The 22,940-nt window shown below is 53.1% G+C and carries 23 protein-coding genes; 10 read left to right on the top strand and 13 right to left on the bottom strand.

Going from position 1 to position 22,940, the window contains the following annotated elements; translation table 11 throughout:
- The first annotated feature begins 26 nt into the window (after positions 1-26).
- Complete coding sequence (locus IPM52_10880; GenBank protein MBK9292113.1) at positions 27-932, top strand: NTP transferase domain-containing protein; 906 nt, start codon at positions 27-29, stop codon at positions 930-932.
- Positions 933-938: 6 nt separating this feature from the next.
- Positions 939-2,039, top strand: coding sequence for an aminoglycoside phosphotransferase family protein (locus IPM52_10875; protein ID MBK9292112.1), 1,101 nt, complete (start codon positions 939-941; stop codon positions 2,037-2,039).
- A gap of 76 nt (positions 2,040-2,115) precedes the next feature.
- Here IPM52_10875 and IPM52_10870 read toward each other — a convergent pair whose 3' ends face one another.
- From IPM52_10870 to IPM52_10860, 3 genes are all read right to left on the bottom strand, one after another.
- Positions 2,116-2,850 carry a DUF2807 domain-containing protein gene (locus IPM52_10870; protein ID MBK9292111.1) on the bottom strand — a complete coding sequence of 245 codons (735 nt, stop codon included), beginning with the start codon at positions 2,848-2,850 and terminating at the stop codon, positions 2,116-2,118.
- Between the two features lie 83 nt (positions 2,851-2,933).
- A complete protein-coding gene (locus IPM52_10865) occupies positions 2,934-3,119 on the bottom strand; it encodes a hypothetical protein (protein MBK9292110.1) in 186 nt (61 codons plus the stop codon).
- Complete coding sequence (locus tag IPM52_10860; GenBank protein ID MBK9292109.1) at positions 3,109-3,738, bottom strand: RNA polymerase sigma factor; 630 nt, start codon at positions 3,736-3,738, stop codon at positions 3,109-3,111. Before IPM52_10860 ends, IPM52_10865 begins: the two co-directional genes overlap by 11 nt.
- Before the next feature lie 311 nt (positions 3,739-4,049).
- On the opposite strand from IPM52_10860, the gene IPM52_10855 reads away from it, so the two are divergent.
- Positions 4,050-5,429 carry a tryptophanase gene (locus IPM52_10855; protein ID MBK9292108.1) on the top strand — a complete coding sequence of 460 codons (1,380 nt, stop codon included), beginning with the start codon at positions 4,050-4,052 and terminating at the stop codon, positions 5,427-5,429.
- 49 nt (positions 5,430-5,478) lie between these two features.
- Here IPM52_10855 and IPM52_10850 read toward each other — a convergent pair whose 3' ends face one another.
- A complete protein-coding gene (locus IPM52_10850) occupies positions 5,479-5,784 on the bottom strand; it encodes an isoamylase early set domain-containing protein (GenBank protein MBK9292107.1) in 306 nt (101 codons plus the stop codon).
- Positions 5,785-6,060: 276 nt separating this feature from the next.
- Between IPM52_10850 and IPM52_10845 the strand changes: the two genes are divergently transcribed.
- Genes IPM52_10845 through IPM52_10830 form a run of 4 tightly spaced genes read left to right on the top strand, consistent with a single transcriptional unit; the run spans position 6,061 to position 8,685 of the window.
- Positions 6,061-6,549 carry a GAF domain-containing protein gene (locus IPM52_10845; protein ID MBK9292106.1) on the top strand — a complete coding sequence of 163 codons (489 nt, stop codon included), beginning with the start codon at positions 6,061-6,063 and terminating at the stop codon, positions 6,547-6,549.
- A gap of 24 nt (positions 6,550-6,573) precedes the next feature.
- The gene (locus IPM52_10840; GenBank protein ID MBK9292105.1) at positions 6,574-7,137 is read left to right on the top strand and encodes a manganese efflux pump; all 564 of its coding nucleotides are present in this window, start codon (positions 6,574-6,576) and stop codon (positions 7,135-7,137) included.
- On the top strand, positions 7,134-8,216 hold the full coding sequence (locus IPM52_10835; GenBank protein MBK9292104.1) for an endonuclease: 1,083 nt from the start codon (positions 7,134-7,136) through the stop codon (positions 8,214-8,216). The genes IPM52_10840 and IPM52_10835 overlap by 4 nt, the downstream gene beginning before the upstream one ends.
- 10 nt (positions 8,217-8,226) lie before the next feature.
- Positions 8,227-8,685 (top strand): 6-carboxytetrahydropterin synthase, encoded by a 459-nt coding sequence (locus tag IPM52_10830; GenBank protein ID MBK9292103.1) that lies wholly within the window; start codon positions 8,227-8,229, stop codon positions 8,683-8,685.
- A 125-nt stretch (positions 8,686-8,810) separates the two neighbouring features.
- Here the strand turns inward: IPM52_10830 and IPM52_10825 are convergent, their stop codons facing one another.
- The gene (locus IPM52_10825) at positions 8,811-10,589 is read right to left on the bottom strand and encodes a chloride channel protein (protein ID MBK9292102.1); all 1,779 of its coding nucleotides are present in this window, start codon (positions 10,587-10,589) and stop codon (positions 8,811-8,813) included.
- Between the two features lie 102 nt (positions 10,590-10,691).
- On the opposite strand from IPM52_10825, the gene xth reads away from it, so the two are divergent.
- From xth to IPM52_10810, 3 genes are all read left to right on the top strand, one after another.
- Complete coding sequence (xth, locus tag IPM52_10820; protein MBK9292101.1) at positions 10,692-11,456, top strand: exodeoxyribonuclease III; 765 nt, start codon at positions 10,692-10,694, stop codon at positions 11,454-11,456.
- A gap of 194 nt (positions 11,457-11,650) precedes the next feature.
- On the top strand, positions 11,651-12,646 hold the full coding sequence (locus tag IPM52_10815) for an aminodeoxychorismate synthase component I (GenBank protein ID MBK9292100.1): 996 nt from the start codon (positions 11,651-11,653) through the stop codon (positions 12,644-12,646).
- Positions 12,643-13,251 carry an aminotransferase class IV gene (locus tag IPM52_10810; protein ID MBK9292099.1) on the top strand — a complete coding sequence of 203 codons (609 nt, stop codon included), beginning with the start codon at positions 12,643-12,645 and terminating at the stop codon, positions 13,249-13,251. Before IPM52_10815 ends, IPM52_10810 begins: the two co-directional genes overlap by 4 nt.
- A gap of 163 nt (positions 13,252-13,414) precedes the next feature.
- On the opposite strand, the gene IPM52_10805 is transcribed toward IPM52_10810, so the two are convergent.
- The 8 genes from IPM52_10805 to IPM52_10770 all read right to left on the bottom strand — a co-directional run bounded on the left by IPM52_10805 (position 13,415) and on the right by IPM52_10770 (position 22,929).
- Positions 13,415-14,380, bottom strand: a complete 966-nt coding sequence (locus tag IPM52_10805) for an electron transfer flavoprotein subunit alpha/FixB family protein (protein ID MBK9292098.1) — start codon at positions 14,378-14,380, stop codon at positions 13,415-13,417.
- A gap of 21 nt (positions 14,381-14,401) precedes the next feature.
- Entirely contained in the window at positions 14,402-15,145 is a 744-nt protein-coding gene (locus IPM52_10800) for an electron transfer flavoprotein subunit beta/FixA family protein (protein MBK9292097.1), read from the bottom strand.
- A gap of 72 nt (positions 15,146-15,217) precedes the next feature.
- Entirely contained in the window at positions 15,218-16,357 is a 1,140-nt protein-coding gene (locus IPM52_10795; GenBank protein ID MBK9292096.1) for an acyl-CoA dehydrogenase family protein, read from the bottom strand.
- Positions 16,358-16,398: 41 nt separating this feature from the next.
- Complete coding sequence (locus IPM52_10790) at positions 16,399-17,367, bottom strand: nitronate monooxygenase (GenBank protein ID MBK9292095.1); 969 nt, start codon at positions 17,365-17,367, stop codon at positions 16,399-16,401.
- A 68-nt stretch (positions 17,368-17,435) separates the two neighbouring features.
- Positions 17,436-19,256: a long-chain fatty acid--CoA ligase gene (locus tag IPM52_10785; protein ID MBK9292094.1), complete on the bottom strand. Its 1,821-nt coding sequence runs from the start codon at positions 19,254-19,256 to the stop codon at positions 17,436-17,438.
- An 8-nt stretch (positions 19,257-19,264) separates the two neighbouring features.
- Positions 19,265-19,834, bottom strand: coding sequence for a DUF4442 domain-containing protein (locus IPM52_10780; GenBank protein MBK9292093.1), 570 nt, complete (start codon positions 19,832-19,834; stop codon positions 19,265-19,267).
- Positions 19,835-19,948: 114 nt separating this feature from the next.
- Positions 19,949-21,733: an acyl-CoA dehydrogenase family protein gene (locus IPM52_10775; GenBank protein MBK9292092.1), complete on the bottom strand. Its 1,785-nt coding sequence runs from the start codon at positions 21,731-21,733 to the stop codon at positions 19,949-19,951.
- Between the two features lie 20 nt (positions 21,734-21,753).
- A complete protein-coding gene (locus tag IPM52_10770) occupies positions 21,754-22,929 on the bottom strand; it encodes an acetyl-CoA C-acyltransferase (GenBank protein ID MBK9292091.1) in 1,176 nt (391 codons plus the stop codon).
- Between the last annotated feature and the right edge of the window lie 11 nt (positions 22,930-22,940).

Genomic DNA, 22,940 nt, shown 5'->3' with positions numbered 1-22,940 from the left:
AAATCTTCCCCTCAATTATCCGGCGAATGTCACCACCCACATTACTCATCCTTGCTGCGGGCCTGGGCAAACGGTTTGGCGGAAACAAACAAACCTGCAAAATAGGTCCTGCGGGCGAAGCCATCATTGATTATTCCATTTACGACGCAATCAGGGCAGGGTTCGCGAAAGTGGTCATCGTAGTGCGTCAATCCATGGCTGATGAGTTCGAAAAAACCATTGGCCGGAGATGGCATACCAAAACACAACTTCAGTATGTTTTTCAGGAGCCTGATAACCTGCCCAAAGGTTTTTCGATACCTGAGGGGCGCATCAAACCCTGGGGAACTGCCCACGCCATCATGGTGGCCGAAAAAGCAATTCACGAGCCGTTTATGGTGATCAATGCCGATGATTTTTACGGCCGGGAAACTTTTGAAACAATTGCCAGCTACCTGAAATCCAACACAAACCATCAGCAACACTGCATGGCCGCTTTCGAACTGAAAAACACCCTTTCGGATCACGGACCTGTGTCGCGGGGCATCTGCCTGTGCGACAACAATATGCATCTGAAAACGATCACCGAAATCACTCAGATTGCCCGTAATGAAATTACCGTGGGCTACATGGACGACCATAAAAACTGGTTGCCCCTGGACGAAAACACCCCGGTTTCGATGAATGCCTGGGGATTCTATCCCGGCATTTTTGGCACACTGCACAGAGGGTTCGGCAAGTTTCTCCGCAAGTGCAGCAATCCCCTGCATGATGAATATTTCATTTCATATCCCCTGAACAGCATGATCGCCCGGCAAGAGGGCAGCATCAAGGTGCTCCGGACCAGTGCACGGTGGTTCGGGCTCACCTATCCCGGCGACCGGCAACCAGCAATGCAGCAGCTGCATCAACTGATTGCTGCAGGCGAATACCCTTCTGACCTTTTCACCTGATCTGCTATGGTTCAACAGCTTATGCAATCCGATCCTTCAGGCGCAATCCGGAACTTTCGCATTTCGGGCGAGGCCACCCACATCGGCAAGCTGGGCCAGGGACACATCAACGATACGTTTCTGGTGCTGACCAATACGGAACAAGCATACGTGCTTCAGCGGATTAACCACATGATTTTCAGGGACGTGCCCTCGCTTATGCACAATATCAGCCGGGTGTGCCGCCATCTGAATGCCTGCGCACAGTCACCATCGCCCGAACAACGTCTGCTGGCGCCCGAAATAGTTGAGGGTTTGGATGGCCGGCCCTTTGTTTGTGATGCAGGCGGCAACTACTGGCGATGCATGACCTACATTGCCCACACACCCCCCGGAGCGCTGACAAGCCATTTGGCACGTGAGGCCGGCCGGGCCATTGGCCTGTTTCAAAACAAACTCTCTTCCCTGCCCGGCGAGCCACTTGCAGATACCATCCCGAATTTTCACAACCTGCAGCTCAGGCTCCACGCCTTACATCAGGCCATTGCTACCGACCCCGCAGGGCGCAAACAGCATGCCCTGAACGAGATGAATGCGCTGCTGCGCAGACAAACCGAAATGCTCAGGGCCGACAGGCTGCTTGCCGAAGGAACATTGCCGCTGCGCGTAGTGCACAACGATACCAAGCTGAACAACATCCTGTTCGACGAAAATGGCAAAGCCATCGCTATTGTTGACCTGGATACCGTGATGAATGGCAGTGTGATATACGACTTCGGCGATGCCGTGCGCACCCTGTGCAATACGGCCGGCGAAGACGAAAGCAGACTGGAGCTTGTTGGCTTCGATCAGGCGCTTTTCGGGGCATTTGCCGAAGGCTACCTGATGCAAACTGCCGGCCTGCTCCAGGATGCGGAGATTGAACATCTTGCATTCGGTTGCAAACTCTTGCCTTACCTCATGGCGGTGCGCTTTCTGACGGATTATCTGCTCGGCGACGTCTATTACAAAATAAGCAGCCCGATGCAGAATCTGCACCGGGCTTCGAACCAGATCAGGTTTGTGGAATGTATCGAGAACAGCTATCCGGCATTAGAGCAAACCATCAACCGGATTTTGGGGAGATAGTCAGGCATGAATAGCTGTGGTGTGGTACAAAGTTTAGTTTATTTGTTGTTAAATTACTGAAGTTTAACCAACAGGCTCAGGATCGGATCACCCTGCCCGAACCTGTAATCTGCTGCCGGACAGCAGGATTGCCGCGGTAATACACATTGCCGCTGCCGCTGATGCTCACATCGAGCAGCTGCGCGACACGCACATACATATTGCCCGAGCCGCTGATCGAGGCGTAGCATTCCTTTTGCACAAATCCGTAGGCTTCCACATTGCCCGAGCCGCTGATGCGGATGTCGGAATAATCAGCCAGGCCGGTGAGCCAGATGGTTCCTGAGCCGCTGATGCGCGCATCCAGGCTCTTCACATCCGCATCGGCCTCAATGGTTCCCGAACCATTGAGCTGGAGGCTCAGGTTGTCGAGCATAAGGTTATCCACTTTGATCAGGCCGGAACCGTTGAGTGTAAACGACTCTACATAAGGCACATACACATGGACTATCATGCTCATGCCCGGATTGATGCAATGGCTTCCCTTGGTTTCGATAAAAAGCCGACCGCCCGAAACAGTGGTGCGGATATAAGGCAAAAGGTTCGACTCTGCATCTATTTCCACTTCGTGACGTTGCGAAGGATGCACATAAACTTCAAACGAGCCGTTGCTCACCACTCCCGTAAAGGGCTGAACCGAACGCAGTTCGGTGCGGGGCATGCCGTTGCCCTGAATGCAAACGCCATCGTAATAGCATCCCTGGAGCAAAAAGAGCGATGCCAACAACAAAAACAGACCAAAAGTTCTGAAATAATTTGCGGAGGTTTTCATAATCATTACCGGTGTTTTGGTTTTCTTAATTCATTCAGGTTCTTTTGCTTAAAAACCAGAATCATGCCAAAAGGCCATGTGCTTCATTTTTGCCCATCATTCTTTTCTTTATCGTTGATCTTCAGCATTCCGGAGATTTCATCCGGATTCAATAGCCTTTGATGATTCAGTTTTTGGGCAATGCGGATCCAGAGTTTTTCGCCGGGCACAAGTTCGTCGAAAAGGCTTCGGTTGTTGCGGATAAATTGTTCGAGGGGGTCAGGCTGCATATCCCTGTTGCATAATGATTTCTTTGACGCGCTGCCGGGCACGCATGTATTGAGTTTTGGAGTTGGAAACCGAGATGTCGAGGATTTCGGCAATTTCGTTGTGGTCGTAACCTTCGAGCAGGTAAAGCGAGAAAATGGTGCGGCTGCCGGAGGGCAGGCTGGTCATGGCTTTTTTCACCTGCTCCACGCTCAGGCCGGTTTCTTCGGGAGCCTCATCGGGAATGCCGGCAAATGCCTGCATATCGTCCAGGTATTGCAAGGGCAACTTCCTGCGCCTGAGGGCATTGATGCATCTGTTGATTACGATGCGTTTAAGCCAGGCCCCAAAAGTGCTTTCAAACCTGAAACGGTGCAACTTGTCGAAAGCTTCAAAAAAAGCCTCCTGCAACACATCTTCGGCATCTTCGCGGTTTTGAAGCATACGGTAGCTCAGATTAAGCATGGCCTTGGCATATTGCTGATAGAGGGCATATTGCGCCCTGCGGTTTCCGTCGATACACTGCAGGATGAGCTCGCGTTGGGTGTGGGTGATAAGCTGTTCCACGGTTCGAATGTTTTTGGTGCTCACCTGCCAGATAAAAAGACATGCCAAACTTTTTGGGGTTGTAACCAAGCTCATGTGCGAAAGCAGTCCTGCACAGCAGAACAAACCACATTCCGGACAGGGGAAACAGGCAAAAAATCATTTCAAATTACAACTTAACACATTGTTTTTATGATATTTAACCCTTGCCCTTGACAATCGCAGCGGAATAATTAACTTTGTCGGAAATCAGTTTTTCGACCCCCATGGTTTTTCAACCGAGCGCAAAATTTAACTTTCTAAACCTGAAAGAGCGCGACAGGTTTCGGGCCACTGTGTACGCTGGCGGACAGTATTCGTCCAGCACAGGACAGTGAATCATATTTCCGGAACCATAATATTTAACCATGGAACTTCCATTTGCCGAAAACTATAAGATCAAAATGGTTGAACACATCCGGCGCAGCACCCGGGAGGAGCGCGAACGCTGGATCGGTGATGCCCGTTACAACTTGTTCAACCTTCGGAGCGATCAGGTGTTTGTTGACCTGCTCACCGACTCGGGCACAGGGGCTATGAGCGACCGCCAGTGGGCGGGCATGATGCTGGGCGACGAGTCGTATGCCGGCGCATCGTCGTACTACAAGCTCAAAGAAGCCATCACCGAGATTACGGGCTTTCCTTATTTTTTGCCCACCCACCAGGGCAGAGCTGCCGAAAATGTGCTGTTCAGCACCCTGATCAAAGCCGGACAGGTGATACCAGGCAATGCCCATTTCGACACCACCAAAGGCCATATCGAATTCAGGAAAGCCACAGCCATCGACTGCACCATTGACGAAGCAGCCGATACCACCCTCGACCATCCTTTCAAAGGCAATATCGACCTGGCAAAGCTGCAGAAGGTCTTCGACACCTATCCACTGGAGCAAATTCCCTTTGTGATCATCACCATCACCTGCAACACCTCGGGCGGACAGCCTGTTTCGCTCGAAAATATGCGCCAGGTGAGCGCCCTGTGCCGAAAGTATGGGGTAAGGGTGATCTTTGATGCCGCCCGTTTTGCCGAGAATGCCTACTTTATCAAATTGCGCGAACCCGGCTATGCCGGCAAGTCCATACGCGAAATTGTACGCGAGATGTTCAGCCTGGCCGATGCCATGACCATGAGCAGCAAAAAGGACGGTATCGTCAATATGGGTGGATTTATCGGCTTCCGCGAGGAGGATTTATTCCGCCAGGCCAGCGTGTACAACATCATGTTTGAAGGATATATCACCTACGGAGGCATGTCGGGACGCGACATGAACGCCCTGGCCATCGGGCTGTACGAAGCCACCGAGTTCGAATACCTCGACACTCGCATCCGTCAGGTGGCCTACCTTGGCCAGCAGTTGCGCGATGCAGGCATACCGGTGCAGTATCCTTTTGGCGGGCATGCCATTTTTGTGGATGCCCTCAGGTTTTTGCCGCATGTGCCCCGCGAACAGTTTGTGGCACAGACGCTTGCCATCGAGCTTTACCTCGAAGGCGGCGTAAGGGGAGTAGAAATCGGCACAATCATGGCCGACCGCGACCCGGTGACCCGATTCAACCGCTATCCCCCGCTGGAGCTGGTCAGGCTGGCCATCCCGCGACGTGTTTACACCAACAACCACATGGACTATGTGGCCGCATCGCTGAAAAATGTGTACGAGCGTCGCGACAGCATACGCACAGGCTACCGCATTGTGAACGAAGCACCCATACTGCGCCACTTCACTGTGGAGCTGGCAAAGGTGCGTTGAGGAGTATATCGAAAACAGGCAGCGGCAGGTGCCGTTGCCTGTTTTGGTTTTAGCAATTCAACAGATTGTTGGCAGCGCCAAATTCGCCTGCCTCCACGCCATCGGCTTCGGCATCGTCGAACCAACGGCTGCCGTCGGCCAGATAACGGAACCTGTAGGTTTTGCCGGATTCAAGTTCCAGGGTGAGACTGAACGACCCGTCTTTGAGGGCATTCATTGCTCCGGCTTCGGGATTCCAGCCGTTGAAATCGCCCAGCACAGCTACCTGTGCGGCACCGGCGGCCTCCTCCTTGCTCACTTTGAAACTTACCTTGCAAACAGGTTTGCTCTTGAGAAACTGCTTTTTAATGCTCATGATTGTTGATTTAGGTTGCGAATTAGGTTGTTTGCCATTTGGCCTGGCAAAGATATCCCTTAAACGAAGCTAAGCAAACTAACTGAATATTAAGGTTTTGCAATTTTTTCCTGATTGTCAGACATTTAAGTTCTTTTCCGCAGAATGAGATTTTTTATTTCAATCGTTTTCGGAAATGCTTGAAATTCATGAATTTGTGTTTCATGGATCGGGGACAAGACCCGGCCGGCTGACCAAAACTGTGTATTTTTGTCGCATCATCCTATTATGCAACAAATGATCAAACCAGATAAAAAAGCCCAGCGTTATCAGCGGCTTTACGACCAGATTGCCGCTTTGCTTGAAAAAAGCAACAACCCCATATCGAATATGGCCACCATTGTGGCTGTGTTGCACCATAAAATGGAATATTTCTTCTGGACAGGCTTTTACCTGCTTCAGGATGGCCGGTTGCAAGTGGGGCCATATCAGGGATCGCTGGCTTGCATCGACCTGAAAAAGGATACCGGCGTTTGCTGGGCCGGAATCAATGCGGCAAAACCAGTGGTGGTGGATGATGTGCATGCCTTTCCGGGCCACATTGCCTGCGACAGCCGCTCGAATTCGGAAGTGGTTGTGCCACTGCGTGATACCCATGGAAAGATTGTGGGTGTGCTCGATGTGGACAGCACCCTGCATGCGGCTTTCGACGAAACAGATGCCCAATGGCTCGAGAAAATTGTTGCCCTGGTATATCCCCATCCTCAACCGAATACACAACAATAACCCTCTGCCCGAAAAATTCAGGCCATGGCGCACATCTTCAACATCCTGTTTGTCATCGCCCTCGCTTACAACACCTTTCCGCTGGCGCTTGGTCAAAACCGTGACCATCGCAACAGCCACCTGAAAAACCTGATCATGGCAGGCATATTCGGGCTGATCCAGGGTGTGATGTATCATCTGGGCGATGTGCTGGGCCATACCTTTATGCATCTTTTTGTGAAAAGATACAAATGGGTGGTGTTTGGGGTGCTTGTGGCGGTGGCAGTGCGTATGGCCATGGAGGCTTTCAACATCAGGCGGGGTGCCAAGCTTTTTTCGTTCGACAACTATTCAAAGTTCGTCATCATGGCCGTTTCGGCTGGCATCAACACCTTCATAGTGGGCATGACAGGTTACCATTTCATGCCATACGGCGCCCTGCTGCCCGCTTTGCTTGTTGCCGCCGGCTTTGCCTGGTCGATAGCAGGCATCAGCATGAACATCTCGCGCACGAACATCCTGCTTTCGAGCTTGTTGCAGTTCTTTTCGGCAGGGGTGCTTTTCATCATCGCATTTCTCTACTTGCTCACCAACCTTTGGGCATCATGAAACGATTATACTCAGCATTCGTCCTTGTTGTTTCTTTGCTTATCCTCAGATGGCCCGTTGCGGCGCAACCTCCGGCAGGTTATTACGACGCTGCCGAAGGCCTGAGCGGACAAGCACTGAAAACAGCCCTGCACCACATCATAAAAAACCATCAGGCGCTCACATACAGCGCATTATGGCAGGCATTCTATCAAACCGACCGCAAGCCAAACGACAAGGTCTGGGACATGTATTCTGATGTTCCTGGCGGGACACCGGCTTATGAATACACCTTTTTTGTTAACCAATGCGGCAATTATAATGCTGAAGGTCAATGCTATAACCGGGAACACTCCTGGCCGGCCAGCTGGTTCAACAGCCAGTTGCCCATGTACACCGACCTTTTCCACATTGTGCCAACCGACGGCTATGTGAATAACCGCAGGGCCAATTTCCCTTACGGTGAGGTGAACAACCCGGTCTGGACTTCGACCAACGGCTCGAAGCTGGGTCCCTCGATCACACCAGGCTACACCGGCACGGTGTTCGAGCCTATTGATGCTTACAAAGGCGATTTTGCCCGGGGATTTTTTTACATGTCGGTGCGCTACACGGGACAGGATGCAGGCTGGGCAGGCAGCGAGATGACTCAGGGCGCCGAAATCAGGCCATGGGCTGTGAACCTTTTGCTGCGCTGGCATCAGCAAGACCCGGTTAGCCAGAAAGAAACCGACCGCAACAACGCAGTGTATGCCCTTCAGCAAAACCGCAACCCCTTTATCGACCGGCCGGAATTTGCAGCCCTCATTTGGGATCCGGCTGCCGGCCAATATGAAATGATCGACCAGAGGCTGTCGGTCAGCACCTGGCCCAACCCGGCTTCGGATTTCACCATTGTGCATTGCACCGGCTGCACCGAAGGCCCTGTGCAAGTTGAACTGCTCGACTCCCGCGGCAGGTTGATTTCGCGCCAGAACCTCCTCATCGAAGCTGGCAGTGCACCCATCAACCTCCACATGCTGCCATATGGTTTCTATCTGCTTCGCCTCAACCAGGCAGGGCAAATGACCGGTACCGGAAAACTGTTAGTAAAACCCTGATTATACTCCAATGACTGCAAAAGCAAAAATTCGCATCACCAAAGAGTTTAAATTCGAGATGGCCCATGCCCTGCTGGGCTACGACGGTCCGTGCCGCAATGTACACGGGCATTCCTACGAATTGAGCGTAACAGTGATAGGTGAGCCCATCGAAACCTCCGGCCATGTGAAGCTTGGCATGGTGATGGATTTTGGCGACCTGAAGCGCATCGTAAAAGCTGAAGTCGTGGATAAGTTCGATCATGCACTGGTGCTCAACCGCGAAATGCCCGAACACATCACCCACAATCTTGACAGTGCTTTCGAAAAAGTTATTTTGCTCGATTACCAGCCCACCAGCGAGCTGATGGTCATCGATTTTGCCAACCGCATAGCTGCCCGCCTGCCCGACAACCTGAAGCTTCACAGTTTGCGCCTTCGCGAAACCGCCACCAGCTACGCCGAGTGGTTTGCCGACGATCAGCGCTGAGCCGGTTTGTTGCTCCATTGCCCGTTTCGGCCACCAAACGCTCACAGTCAGCCCGACTTGATGGTTTGGGTTTCGTGAAGTGAAAACGAGTTTGATTTCAACCTATTCCCCTGCATGTCATCCACTTAATCCTGCGATAGGTCGCTTAGCTTCCTGCGGTAGGTGAGAAAAACATTGGCACGCGAAATGTACCCAAGGTAGCGGTCGCCATCCAGCACCACAATGTTGTATTTTCCCGAATTCTGAAATTTGGCGGCCACTTCTTCCATCGGGTCATCGGGACGAATCACGTTGTCGGGAAACACCATGATGCTTTCGACCGGGGTATCGTAAAGTTCGCGGTCGAACATGATCTGCCGGATGTCGTCGAGCAGGATATGTCCCAGAAAACGGCCGCCGTCATCCACTACCGGAAAGATATTTCGTTTTGAATCGCTGATAACTTTGACAAGGTCGCCCAGGGTTTGTCCGGGCCGTATGGGGTGAAAATTGGTCTCAATCAGGTGGCCCACCTTCATCATATTGAGCACGCTGCGGTCTTTGTTGTGTGTGATGAGCTCGCCCCGCCTGGCCAGCTGATAGGTATAAATCGAGTTGGGGAGTATGGTTCGGGTAATTGCAAACGAGATGGTCGAAACGATCATCAGGGGGATAAACAAGCTGTAGCCTCCGGTGATTTCGGCGATTAAAAAGAATCCGGTGAGCGGGGCATGAAGGATACCGCTGATCATGCCTGCCATGCCGACGGCAGCAAAAATTCCGGGGTGAATGCCGGTGGAAGTGAACTGCGAAAGCGCCGTGGCATAAAACAATCCGAGAAACGATCCCATGAAAAGTGCGGGCGCAAAAATGCCCCCTACGCCTCCGGCCGCAAATGTGAAGGCCGATGCAAAAGGCTTAAGGAAGAGAATGATAGCAAAAAGCCCCATGATCACACCAAGGTTTTCGCGGTAAGCCTCAAAGATGCTGCGCTCGTACAGAGAGTTGTAGTTGCCTCCGAGCATACTGTTGATGGCATGATAGCCTTCGCCATAGAGCGCCGGAAAGAAAAATATCAGCACACCCAACCCTAGGCTACCCCACAAAAAACGCATCTGCCAGGAGGAGATCCGGTGGGCAAAAAATTCCTCCACCCGCATCATCACCCTTGTAAAATGCACCGAAAGCAGGCCGGCAAGCAAACCTAATCCTACAAAATACAGGGTGGTGTGGGGGTCGAAACGCAACTCTTCGCCCAGCGGATACATCACCGCCTGACCAAGCACGAAATAGGAGGTGATCACCGCGGTGAGCGTAGCAATCAACAAAGGCACCATCGAAGCCACAGCCAGATCGATGGCCATCACCTCGAGCGCAAACACGATGGCTGCCACCGGCGACTGAAAAATTGCCGCCATGGCTGCGGCGCTGGCCAGCCCGATCATCAGGATGATCTGACGGTGATTGAGCCTGAGCGCCTGTCCGATGTTCGACCCCACAGCGGCGCCCGTGCTCACTGTAGGCCCTTCCAATCCGACCGAACCACCGAAGCCCACCGTGAGCGCACTTGCTACGATGGCCGAGTAGGTATTGTGAAACCTGATCAACCCGTTGCGCCTTGCAATGGCATGAAGCACGCCCGGTATGCCATGCCCGGGTTCCTGCCTGACCACGTAACGCATGAACAGCACCGCAAGCAATATGCCTGCTGCCGGATAGAAGAAAAATAAAAAATAATCGTACTGACTTGCAAACCAGCTTGTTAGCAGATACTCAATGAATTGTGCCGATTTTTTGATGACGATGGCCGCAATGGCAGCTGCGATGCCTGTCACAATGCTGAGCAGGTAGATGTACTGACGCTCGTTGATATGCCTGACACGCCAGGCATGAAAACGGGCAAGCAGCATATTACGGCGAACCATAGGATAAGTTTGATGGGCTAAAATAGGAATTATACGCTGGCCCTCCAAGCCGGAGGCAACCTCTTTGGCGCACAATTTCTATTTTCGCACAAAAATCGCATGATGCGCATCGTCAGCTACAATGTCAACGGCATCCGGTCGGCTATGACCAAAGGTTTGCTGAGCTGGATTGACCAGGCCAGGCCCGATGTGGTTTGCCTGCAGGAGATTAAAGCCAGTCCGGATCAGATACCGCTATACGAAATTGAGATGCTTGGATATAAGCACTATTGGTTTCCGGCCGAGAAAAAGGGATACAGCGGCACAGCCATCCTGAGCAAAGCCAAACCCGATAAGGTGGTGCTGGGCATGGGCATACCGGAATACGACGCCGAGGGCCGTTTTATCAGGGCCGATTTCGGGGGATTGTCTGTTATATCGGTTTATCATCCATCCGGAAGCAGCGGCGACGAGCGCCAGGCTTTTAAGATGCAATGGCTCTCCGACTTTGAAGATTATGTGGAAGAGCTCCGGAAAACGCGTCCCTATCTGGTACTATCGGGCGATTACAACATCTGCCACCAGCCCATCGACATTCACGATCCCATCCGGAATGCCACGGTTTCGGGCTTTCTGCCGGAAGAACGGGAGTGGATGAGCGGATTTCTGAACCGTGGCTACATCGACACATTCCGGCACCTCAACAAAGCGCCCTACCACTACACCTGGTGGAGCTACCGGGCCAACGCCCGCGCAAAAAACAAAGGCTGGCGCATTGATTACCACATGATTACAGATAACCTGCTGCCCAAGCTCCGCGCTGCACGCATCTTTCCCGAGGCCGTGCATTCCGACCACTGTCCGGTGTTCGTGGAAATCGACTGGTAACCAGTTGCTTCATTGATCTATCGGAGATTTCAATTCAAAACAAATCAAGCCTTGTTATTCCCTGAGGTGGATTATTTTACGCGGGCATGTTGAAAGTTTAAGGAACAAACATAACCGGACAATGCGATAAGTCCGTCTCCGGACTTACAAACATGCGCAGCCCCAAATCGAAAAGCGATCCCTATTTTTGCAGCATGAACCCCTGGCACGTTACCGCACACAAAATCAACCGCCTTGGCTGTGCCGGCACGCCTTTTTTGTTTGCATTCGATTTCGGCGGCAACGAATCTTTTGTTTACCCGCTCAGCCAGGTAGATCCGGCCACCATCCTTTACGACATTGCCGGAATTTCGAACCGCTCACAACCCGATACCAGCCTCCCGCACAACATCAGCTTTGTGCGCCACGCCTTGTGTGAGCAAACCTACAGCAATGCGTTCAGCAAGGTGATGTATCACCTCAGGCGGGGCGACAGCTACCTGCTCAACCTGACCTTTCCGGTGGAAATCGAAACCAACCTGAGCAGCAGAACGATATTCGACCATGTGCAGGCACCCTTCAAAATGTGGTACAATGACCGTTTCGTGGTGTTTTCGCCTGAGTCGTTCATCTCCATCAGCGGGCACCGCATCCACACCTTTCCGATGAAAGGCACCATCAAAGCCGGTCAGGAAGGGGCTGAACAAATCTTGCTCAACAATGCCAAGGAGCTTGCCGAACATTACACCATTGTCGATCTGCTGCGCAACGACCTGAGCATGGTAGCATTGCAGGTGCGGGTGGAACGGTTCAGGTATGTGCAGCCTATTGAAACCCTCAACGGGCAACTGCTCCAGACCAGTTCGCACATCAGCGGACAACTTTCGCCGGATTGGCCCTGCCGCATCGGCGACATCCTACTGAAGCTGTTGCCGGCCGGTTCGATCAGTGGCGCACCAAAACAACGCACGGTCGAGGTTATCCGTGAATCTGAGATGGACGACCGGGGTTTTTACACTGGCGTAATGGGCCTGTTCGACGGAAAAAACCTGCACAGCGCCGTGATGATCCGTTTTATTGAAACCCGCGCCGACAGGATGTTTTTTCGTGCCGGGGGCGGAATTACCGTCAACAGCACTTGCCGGGAAGAATATGACGAGCTGATGCAAAAAGTCGTACTTCCGATTGCAAAAAAAACACCCGGTTTATGATCGGCGATTTTCCATTGCTCGAAAGCATCCGCTGCGAAGATGGCCGGTTTCCGTTGCTCAATGCACATCAGGAGCGCATTGCGCGAAGTGTTGAACGGCTGTGGCCGGGCGAGCCCATACCCAGCCTTGCTGCACACCTCAAAGCACATCCTGCACCCGGGTCCGGACTCTTTAAGTGCAGGATTCTGTACGGAAAAACACTCTCAGCGCCTGATTATCAGCCCTATGTGCTCAAACCTCCGAAGCAGCTGAAACTTATTGAAGACAACACCATTGATTATGCGCTGAAATGGGCCGACAGAAACCATCTCAACCACCTGTTCGGATTGAGAGGCGCGTGCGATGATGTGCTGATTGTGCGTGATGGGCTGATCACAGACACCACCTACTGCAACATTGCATTTCTGAGTGATGGCAGCTGGTTTACCCCTGCGCTTCCTTTGCTTGCCGGCGTACGCCGCAACGATCTGCTGGATAAGGGAATCATCAGGTTGATGGAAATACCGGTAGCCGGATTGCCGGCGTTTAGCCATTTCAAAGTGTTCAATGCCATGATAGGATGGGAGGATAGCGAGCCACAACCCATAGGCATGGTATTTGCGTAATTATCTATCGCAGGCCTGAACTGGTGCTCTCCACCGTGGAGCCCCCCAATGAAAAGCAAAGTCAATAGGAACGCTATTGCCTTTGCCACGATGAAGCCGGATGGAAGAATCCAATATTAAAAAGGAGGGACAATGGCGACCACTGCCCCCTATGCCTGACAGTTTAGCCTTTTTTCAGCTCTTTTACAGCTTCGATAAACTCGGGAAGCACTTTCAGGGCGTCGCCAACGATGCCATAGTCGGCTGCTTCGAAGATGGGTGCTTCAGGGTCTTTGTTCACTGCCACAATCACTTTCGAACCGCTCACGCCGCCAAGATGCTGAATGGCGCCCGAGATACCAAAGGCGAAGTACAGGTTCGGGGCGATGATTTTTCCGGTTTGTCCCACGTGTTCGCTGTGCGGGCGCCAGCCTTCATCCGACACCGGACGCGAGCAGGCTGTGGCAGCACCAAGCAATTCGGCCAGTTCTTCGATAGGCTTCCAGTTTTCGGGGCTTTTCATCCCACGGCCACCCGACACCACAATCTCGGCTTCGCTCAGCAACACTTTGCCGGTCACTTTCTGGGTCTGCTGCACATTTAGCACAAAGTCGGAAGCACTGCATCCACTGTCGAAGGCCTCAACTGACACATCAACAGGTTTTTCGTGCACACCAAAACTATTGTAGGCCAAAGTGAGCACTTTTTTCGCGGTCAGGATCTCGGCATGTCCGATGGCTTTGCCGGTAAACACCACCTTGTTTACCAAAAAAGGTGTGATGCTTTGGGGCAGGCCGGTGACGGCACTCACGTATCCGGCTCCAAGCCTGACAGCCAGGCGCGGAGCCACACCTTTGCCTTCGTTGTTGTGCGCCAGCACAACCACCTCAGCCTGTGCGGCAGCCGTGGCCAGGGCTTTCGCGCTGGCCCTGTTATCGAGCTGGGCAAACAAGGGATTGGCATCGTGCATCACCTTGCTGATGCCATATTTACCGAGCTTTTCCAGTTCGTCTCCGGCCATCGGTCCAAGTACAACGGCAATGGCTTCCTTGCCCATATTTTCTGCCAGGGCTGTGGCGTAGGATGCCAGTTCAAAACCAGCTTTTTTGATGATTCCTTCCTGATTGGGGATATATGCAATGACTGACATAATCTCTGTGTTTTTGTTGTTTTAGAGCACTTTAGCTTCGTTGCGCAAGGCATGAATCAGTTCACGGGCCTGTTCTTCGCCAAACTTTTTGCAGGCAGCTTTTGCCGGTGGCAGGTCGAAGGCAGCATATCTGGTGCGGGCTTCTGCTGCGGCGGGTTGCACAACCTGGAGTGGTTTGGTGCGTGCCATCATGATGCCGCGCATGGCCGGAATACGTGGTTCTTTGGCTATGCCTTTCTGCACAATGGCCAATACCGGAAGCGGAGCTTCGACAATCTGGCTGCCTCCATCAATTTCGCGGGTAAACACCGGCCTGCCATTTTCCACATTAAAGCCAGAAACCCCGGCAATGGAGGGGATATCGAGCATTTCGGCCAACATCGGGCCAACAGCATTTCCGTTGTAGTCCGATGCTTCCACGCCAGCAAAAATGAGGTCGTATTCCTTGCAATGGGGCGCCAGCAGCGAAGCCACAGTGAAGGCATCAACCGGGTCGGCATCAATGCGGATGGCTTTATCGGCACCGATAGCGAGGGCCTTGCGCAGGGTGGCTTCAGTTTCGGCCCTACCCACGTTGGCAACCGTTATCGACTCGATGGCGCCGGCATTGGCTTCCTTGACTTCTAGGGCACGGGTAAGCGCCAGCTCATCCCAGGGATTGATGATCCACTGCACACCGGCGGTGTCGAATGCCGTGCGGCTGGCGTTGAATTTCACTTTGGTTGTGGTATCGGGCACATTCCCGATGAGGATAAGTACTTTCATTGATGTATCAATTGTTAAATTATTAACAAATTTGAGGCGCTAATTTAAGGCAATTTCGCCAAGCTCCGGACATCATTTCAGGAGCTCGCGCGAGATGATGATCTTCTGAATCTCGGAGGTGCCCTCGTAAATCTGTGTCAGTTTGGCTTCGCGCATCAGGCGCTCCACGTGGTATTCCTTCACATAGCCATAACCGCCGTGAATCTGAACAGCTTCGGTGGTGACTTCCATGGCGATGTCGGCTGCGTATTGCTTGGCCATGGAGCTTGCAAAACCGTAAGGTTTACCCTGATCTTTGAGCCATGCGGCCTTGAGGCAGAGGTTGCGGGCATTTTCCACTTTTACGGCCATGTCGGCAAGTTTGAACGCGATGGCCTGATGGTTGGCAATGGCGGTGCCAAAAGCCTTGCGCTCTTTGGCATAGGCGATGGCACGTTCGAGGGCGCCGCTGGCCAGGCCAAGCGCCTGTGCAGCAATGCCAATGCGACCGCCTTCGAGGGTTTTCATGGCAAAGGTGAAGCCGAAACCCTCCTCGCCAATACGGTTTTCCTTGGGCACTTTTACGTCGTTGAACATCACCGAATGGGTGTCGCTGCTGCGCATGCCCATCTTGTCTTCGTGCGGGCCGATGGTGATGCCCTCGCTGTGCCTGTCGACGATAAAGGCGGTGATGCCCTTGTGTTTTTTGGCGGGATCGGTCTGTGCGATAAGCAGATAGGTTGAGGCGCTGTTGCCATTGGTGATCCAGTTTTTGGTGCCGTTCACCAGGTAGTAGTCGCCCATGTCCACTGCCATGGTGCGTTGGCTGGTGGCGTCCGAGCCGGCTTCGGGTTCCGACAATAGGAAAGCGCCAATTTTTTCGCCTCTGGCCAGGGGCTTGAGGTATTTTTCGCGCTGGGCATCAGTGCCATATTTCTCGAGACCATAGCATACAAGCGAGTTGTTGACCGACATGATCACACTCACTGAGGCATCCACCTTACTAAGTTCCTCCATTGCAAGCACATATGAGATGGTATCCATGCCGGCCCCATCCCATTGGGGGCTCACCATCATGCCCATGAATCCGAGTTCGGCCAGGGCTTTCACATGCCTGTGCGGAAATTCGCCGGTGCGATCGCGCTCCAGTACATCGGTGATCAGTTCACGCTGGGCGTAATCGCGCGCAGCCTGTTGAATCATCAGTTGTTCTTCAGTAAGTTCAAAATTCATTGGAAAATTGTTTTTTTTCTTGCAAGTCAAAAATACGCATTTCAATCGTTTGCAGAAGTTGCCGCCGCGAATCCGCACAATTCTTTTGCGGCATAGATAAACTCGTCCATCATATCCCTGAGAATATCGGCTGCCGGGCGGATATCGCTGATAATGGCGGCCACCTGACCAATTTCGAGTTCACCCTCATCAAGGTCGCCTTCAAACATGCCTTTTTTTGCTCTGCCGCGTCCGAGCAGTTGTTTGAGTTCCTCGGCTCCGGCCCCACGGTTTTCGGCCTCGCGCACCAGCTCATAGAATTTGTTTTTGAGCAGGCGCACAGGCACTAGCTTTTTCATCATGAGTGCGGTGTCGCCATCGCCGGCTTCCACAATTTTTTGTTTGAAGGCCGGATGAGCCGACGATTCCACGCTGGCAGCAAAGCGCGAACCCACCTGCACGGCATCGGCGCCAAGGGCAATGGCGGCCAGCATCTGACGGCCTGTGGCAATGCCTCCGGCAGCAATGAGGGGCAGGTTGGTGATTTGCCTGACCATTGGGATAAGGGTCATGGTGGTGTTTTCTTCCATGCCGTTGTGCCCCCCGGCTTCGAAGCCCTCGGCCACAATGGCATCCACACCGGCTTCGGCAGCTTTGAGGGCAAAACGGCGGTTGGCCACCACATGCGCCACTTTGATGCCATGGCTTTTGAGCATCGCTGTGTATTTGGCCGGATTGCCCGCCGAAGTGAATACAATGGGCACCTGATATTGAATAACCAGCGCAACCAGTTCGTCGGTCTGGGGATAAAGCAAGGGAATGTTTACACCGAAAGGTTTGCCGGTGGCTGCCTTGCATTTGATAAGATGCTCCTCGAGCACATGCGGATACATCGAACCTGCTCCGATGAGGCCCAGTCCGCCGGCATTGCTCACGGCCGAAGCCAGCTTCCACCCGCTGCACCACACCATGCCTGCCTGAATCACAGGAAAACTTATTCCAAATAATTGACAAACAGGGTTTTCCTTCATATATCCCGGATTTTAAAAAACCAGCCGGCTACCGGCCGGCTGATTGACATAATGGATGTTGAACAGTGTTATTCGCTGAGATTGGGATTGGGCATGGGGGTTTGCAGGTGCCCGTCGGCATCGGTGTAGCCATAGATGCGGTCGAGCAGCACCTTGTATTTTTTCTTGACGATGTTGCGGCGCAGCTTCAGGGTGGGCGAGAGTTCGCCGGTTTCGGGAGTCCATTCGGTGCAGGTGAGCTCGAACTTCTTGACCTGTTCATGTGGGGCAAGGCCCTGGTTGATGCGGTCGATCTCCTGCTGGAAACGTTCGATCACTTTGGGGTGTTTGATGAGCTCCTTGGAGTCGCGATATTTCACGCCATGCAGAAATGCCCAACCGTTCAGGAAATGGAAGGCAGGACAGATGATGGCTGCGGCAAATTTTTCGTTTTCGCCCACCACCATCAGCTGCTCGATAAACTGCGACTCCTTGAACTTGTTTTCGATGACCTGGGGCGCCACATATTTGCCTGTGGAGAGCTTGAAGATTTCCTTTTTCCGGTCGGTGATTTTGAGGATGTTGTGTTCATGCAGTTCTCCGATGTCGCCGGTGTGGAACCATCCTTCCTCGTCAATCACTTCGGCGGTTTTTTCCGGGTCTTTGTAGTAGCCCATCATCAGGCTTGGTCCGCGCATCAGGATTTCGCCATCGTCGGCAATTTTCACTTCGATGTTTTTGAGCACCGGGCCTACCGTTCCGAATTTGAGGAAGGGATACTCACGTTCGTTGCAGGCAATCACAGGCGAGGTTTCGGTGAGCCCGTAGCCTTCCTGCACGATGAGGCCGGCGCAGGTGAATACCCTGGCCAGGCGAGGTTGCAGGGCAGCGCCGCCCGACACAATCACCTCCACCTTGCCGCCCAGGGCTGCCCGCCATTTGCTGTAAACCAGCTTGTCGGCAATCTTGCGCTGAAACTCGTACCAGGCACCATTGGCACGGTTGAGCTCGTAGCGCAGACCGATGTCGACTGCCCAGAAAAAGATGGCTCTTTTCAATCCTTTGAGCTCTCTGCCTTTCAGGATCAGCTTGTCGTACACTTTTTCGAGCACACGTGGCACCGTTGTAAAGCCCTGGGGCGAAATCTCGCGCAGGTTATCACCTATGGTTTCTGTACTTTCGGCATAATAAACCGACACCCCCTCGTGCTGCAAAAGCATGTTGACCATGCGCTCGAACACGTGGCACAAAGGCAGGAAGCTCAGGAATCTGGCGGTATGGTCCACTGGCAGCAGGTGCTTGCTGGCCATGATGTTCGACAGGAAGTTTTTATGACTCAGCATCACGCCTTTGCTCCGGCCTGTGGTGCCCGAGGTGTAAATGATCGAAACCAGGTCTTCGTGTTTGATGGAGGCTTTTACCTCTTCCAGCTTTTCGGGTGCCGGGTTGTTCCGTCCGGCTTCCAGGATGTCGTCGAAGCCAGGTGCGCCTTCCACCCGATCGATTGTAAACACCTTTTCCACATTGGGGGTTTGCTGAGCCAGGGGAAGAATCTTCTCATATAGCTCCTTGCTCGAAACAATGACAAAGCGCGCATCGGAATGCGACAAAATGTGCAGAAACTCGTCATCGCTGTTGTTGGGATACACCGGCACATGGATGCCGCCGGCCTGACTCATCCCCATGTCCATGATGTTCCATTCGGGACGGTTGTTGCTGATGGTAAAAATCTTATCCCCTTTATTCAGGCCCATCGAGAGCAGGCCATAGCTGAAAAGGTCAACCTTTTCTTTGTATTCGGCGGTGGAAAATTTCTCCCATCGGCCGTTGCGTTTCACGGCAAGGGCATCATCCTTGGGATAAAGGGCCATCATGCGGGCCACAATGTCGAAGGTTCTCGTTACTTCCATAGTTTAAGTTATTGTGTTGAATGGATATTCTTTCTGCGGAATGTCCAGTGAAAGGTAAACCTGGCCACCTCGGTGCCTTGTGCGTCGAAGCCGCTGGTATGCACCACCACTTCCTGACCATCGTTGCTTTGGCGGCAGGCAGCTATGGCATTGGCAATGGCCTGGCCGTCGCGGCTTTCGAAGCGTACCCTGCTGCGCGCTTTTTTCAGAAACCTGGCTTCCATGCCGATCACCAGCATCGAAACGGGCACTTCGGAGGCCAGAACACCCCTGAGGGCATACAGGCCCGAAGCCAGCTCGGCAGCCATGGTCATGGGCGCAAAATACATCGAACGAAAGGGGTTGGAAGTGATGCGTCCGTAGGGCACCGAAACCACCGATGCTTCCCCGTCGAAACGCTCAACCCGCAACCCGGCCACAAAGCCGAGGGGCAGCTTGCGCAACAGGTAAAAACCAAACATGATGCGGCTGTGTACGGCCCGCTCAAACAATCTAAGTCTTTTATGATTCATGGCTTCCATTCCGGTGAAAATCCCTATTGCTGAATGCCCGGAAGCTGCAGCCGTGTAATGCATCATTGCAAGGTTTTCAGCTAAAATATAAATTCACAGCGTTTTAGCAAAAAAACTCACATTTTTTTACAGATTACTGCAGCTTCGGGCATCAAAATGAACTGTTAACCGCAAAACAGTTTAAAAAGGATATCCCCCAACTTCAATCATATGCCTGGCAATGCGGCGGCGGGCAGCCACCGGATTCACCTGCTGAGGCCTGGTGAAGCGCTTGAGCCCCATGAGCATGGCGTTGCGCTCATCGCCTGTGGCAAAGGCGTTCACGGCATCCAGCCCGTGCTTGTGCATCAGGGCACAGACATCATAAAAATAAACATCGGCAGCATCCTGAAGCAACGCCAGCTTATCGGCTTCGAGCACACCCGCCTGCTTTTCGATACGCAACAGCATCGACTCGGCAGCGTAGGTGTAGATGACCATATCGGCCAGGTTGAGCATAATTTCCTGCTCGTCGGCAAAGCGCTCGGCGAAGTTTTGTACCGCTGCTCCGGCCACCATCAGGATGGCTTTTTTGAACTGGGCAAGCACTTTGTGTTTCTGCTCGAAATAGTCGGCACTAACGCTGCCGAAGTCGGGTATGGCCATCAGTTCTTTGGCCACAGCCATGGCGGGGCCAAGCAGGTCGATCTCGCCTTTCATGCCACGCTTGAGCAGTTCGCCCACGATGACCATGCGGTTGATTTCGTTGGTGCCTTCGAAGATGCGGTTGATGCGGGCATCGCGGAAAGCACGTTCCACCTGTGTTTCTGCCGAATAGCCCATACCGCCGTAAATCTGCACCCCTTCGTCCACCACATAGTTGAGCACTTCCGAGCCATACACCTTGGCAATCGAAGCTTCGATGGCATACTGGCGCATGGCTTCCACGGCGGCTGCACCCTTATCCCCACCCTCAGCAATGAGCGAAGCCCGCACATCCTCGATGTTCTGGCTGGCGCGGTAGGTAAGGGCCTCGCTGGCATAGGTGCGGATGGCCATCTCGGCAAGTTTGTGCTGAATGGCGCCAAAGCTGGCTATGAATTTGCCAAACTGCTTGCGTTCGTTGGCATAGGCCGTGGCGTATTTCATCACACCTTTGGCTGCGCCAACAGTGGCGCCGGAGAGTTTGATGCGGCCCAGGTTGAGGATGTTCAGGGCAATTTTGAAGCCGCCGTTGCGCTCGCCCAGAAGGTTTTCCACGGGCACGTAAACGTCTTCAAAGTAAATCTGTACGGTCGAGGAGCCTTTGATACCCATCTTCTCTTCATCCGGACCAATGGTTACACCTTTGCTGTTTGCCTCCACAATAAAGGCGCTGAGGTTTTTGTCGTCATCGATGCGGGCAAACACAATCAGCAGGTCGGCCACTCCGCCGTTGGTGATCCAGATCTTGACACCGTTGAGGATGTAATGTTTGCCGTCGGGGCTGAGGGTAGCTTTGCTTTTGCCGGCATTGGCATCCGAACCGGCATCGGGTTCGGTGAGGCAGTAGGCGCCAATATATTCGCCCGAAGCCAGCCTGGGGAGGTATTTCTGTTTCTGAGCTTCGTTGCCATAATACAGGATTGGCAAGGTGCCTATGCCTGTGTGCGCCGCAAATGCCACTGCAAAGCTGAAGCCCTTGCCCATCTCTTCGGTGGTGAGCATCGAAGTGACAAAGTTTTGTCCAAATCCGCCATATTCCTCCGGCAAGGCGATGGCCAGCAGGCCCATTTCACCGGCCTCTTTGAGCAATTGGCTCAATAGCCCGCGGTCGTGTTTTTCGAGCTGGTTCATCTGGGGGATGACCCTGGTTTCGTTGAAGTCGCGGCAGCTTTGCGCCATCATCCGCTGTTCTTCGTTAAATTCTTCGGGGATAAACACCTCCGATGCGGCCGTGGCCCTGACAAGAAATTCGCCTCCTTTGAGCATTTTGTTGTTATTCATGGTTTTGGATTGTTTTTTGGTTAAGAAAGATTTTCGAAAATTCCGGCTGCACCCTGGCCCGAGCCTACGCACATGGTTACCATGCCATAGCGTTTGTTCAGCCGGCGCATGTCGTTGAGCAGCTGCACGCTGAGCTTGCTGCCGGTGGCCCCCAGGGGATGGCCGAGTGCGATGGCGCCCCCGTTGATGTTGACCCTGTCGGGATCGAGGTTGAGCTCGCGTATCACTGCCAGCGATTGCGAGGCAAAGGCTTCGTTGAGTTCGATAAGGTCGATTTCGTTCAGGCTAAGCCCACTGTGTTTCAGCACTTTGGGTATAGCCTCCACTGGACCTATGCCCATTTTGTAGGGTTCGACCCCGGCCACCTGATAGTCCACAAACCTGGCTAAAGGTTTGATGTCCAAATCTTTTAACACCTGCTCGGATACCACAAGTACGAAAGCTGCTCCGTCGGACATTTGTGAGGAGTTGCCGGCAGTGCTGGTGCCATTGGCTGCAAAGGCGGGTTTGAGTCTGGCCAGGGCTTCGAGGCTGGTATCGCGGCGCGGACCCTCGTCGGTATCGAACACATAGGAACGTCTGGCCGGCTTGTCGTCTTTCACATAATTTTCTTCCACCCGCAGGGGGACGATCTGCGATTTGAAGACGCCGTTATCCAGGGCAGCGATGGCTTTTTGCATGGAGCGCAAGGCAAAGGCGTCCTGTTCGTCGCGGCCGATGTGGTATTCCTTGGCCACCATTTCGCTGGTGAGTCCCATGCTCAGGTACCATTTGGGGTGCATGCGTGCAATGTCGGGATTGGGTGTCACGCGCCAGCCGCCCATGCTGACCAGGCTCATGGTTTCGGCTCCGCCGGCCAGCACGATATGGGCCATGCCGCTGTGGATTTTTGCTGCAGCTATGGCAATGCTTTCCAGGCCTGATGCGCAATAGCGGTTGATGGTGCAGCCGGGCACGTCCACCGTGTCGAGTGCCAGAAGCGAGAGCATGCGCCCCATATTAAAACCTTGTTCGGCCTCCGGAAAGGCGTTGCCCACAATGAGGTCGTCGATACGGCTTTTTTCGATCTGCGGAAAGTCGGCCAGCAGCCTGCGGATTACTGCCGCAGCCATGTCGTCGGGTCTCATAAAGCGCAGGCTTCCCCGGGGTGCTTTGCCCACTGCAGTGCGGTATCCGCCTATGATATATGCATTCATGTTTTTCAGTT

The sequence above is a fragment of the Bacteroidota bacterium genome (assembly GCA_016715945.1).
Lineage (GTDB): Bacteria > Bacteroidota > Bacteroidia > Bacteroidales > F082 > JALNZU01.
This window is presented reverse-complemented; position numbering and strand designations above follow the sequence as displayed.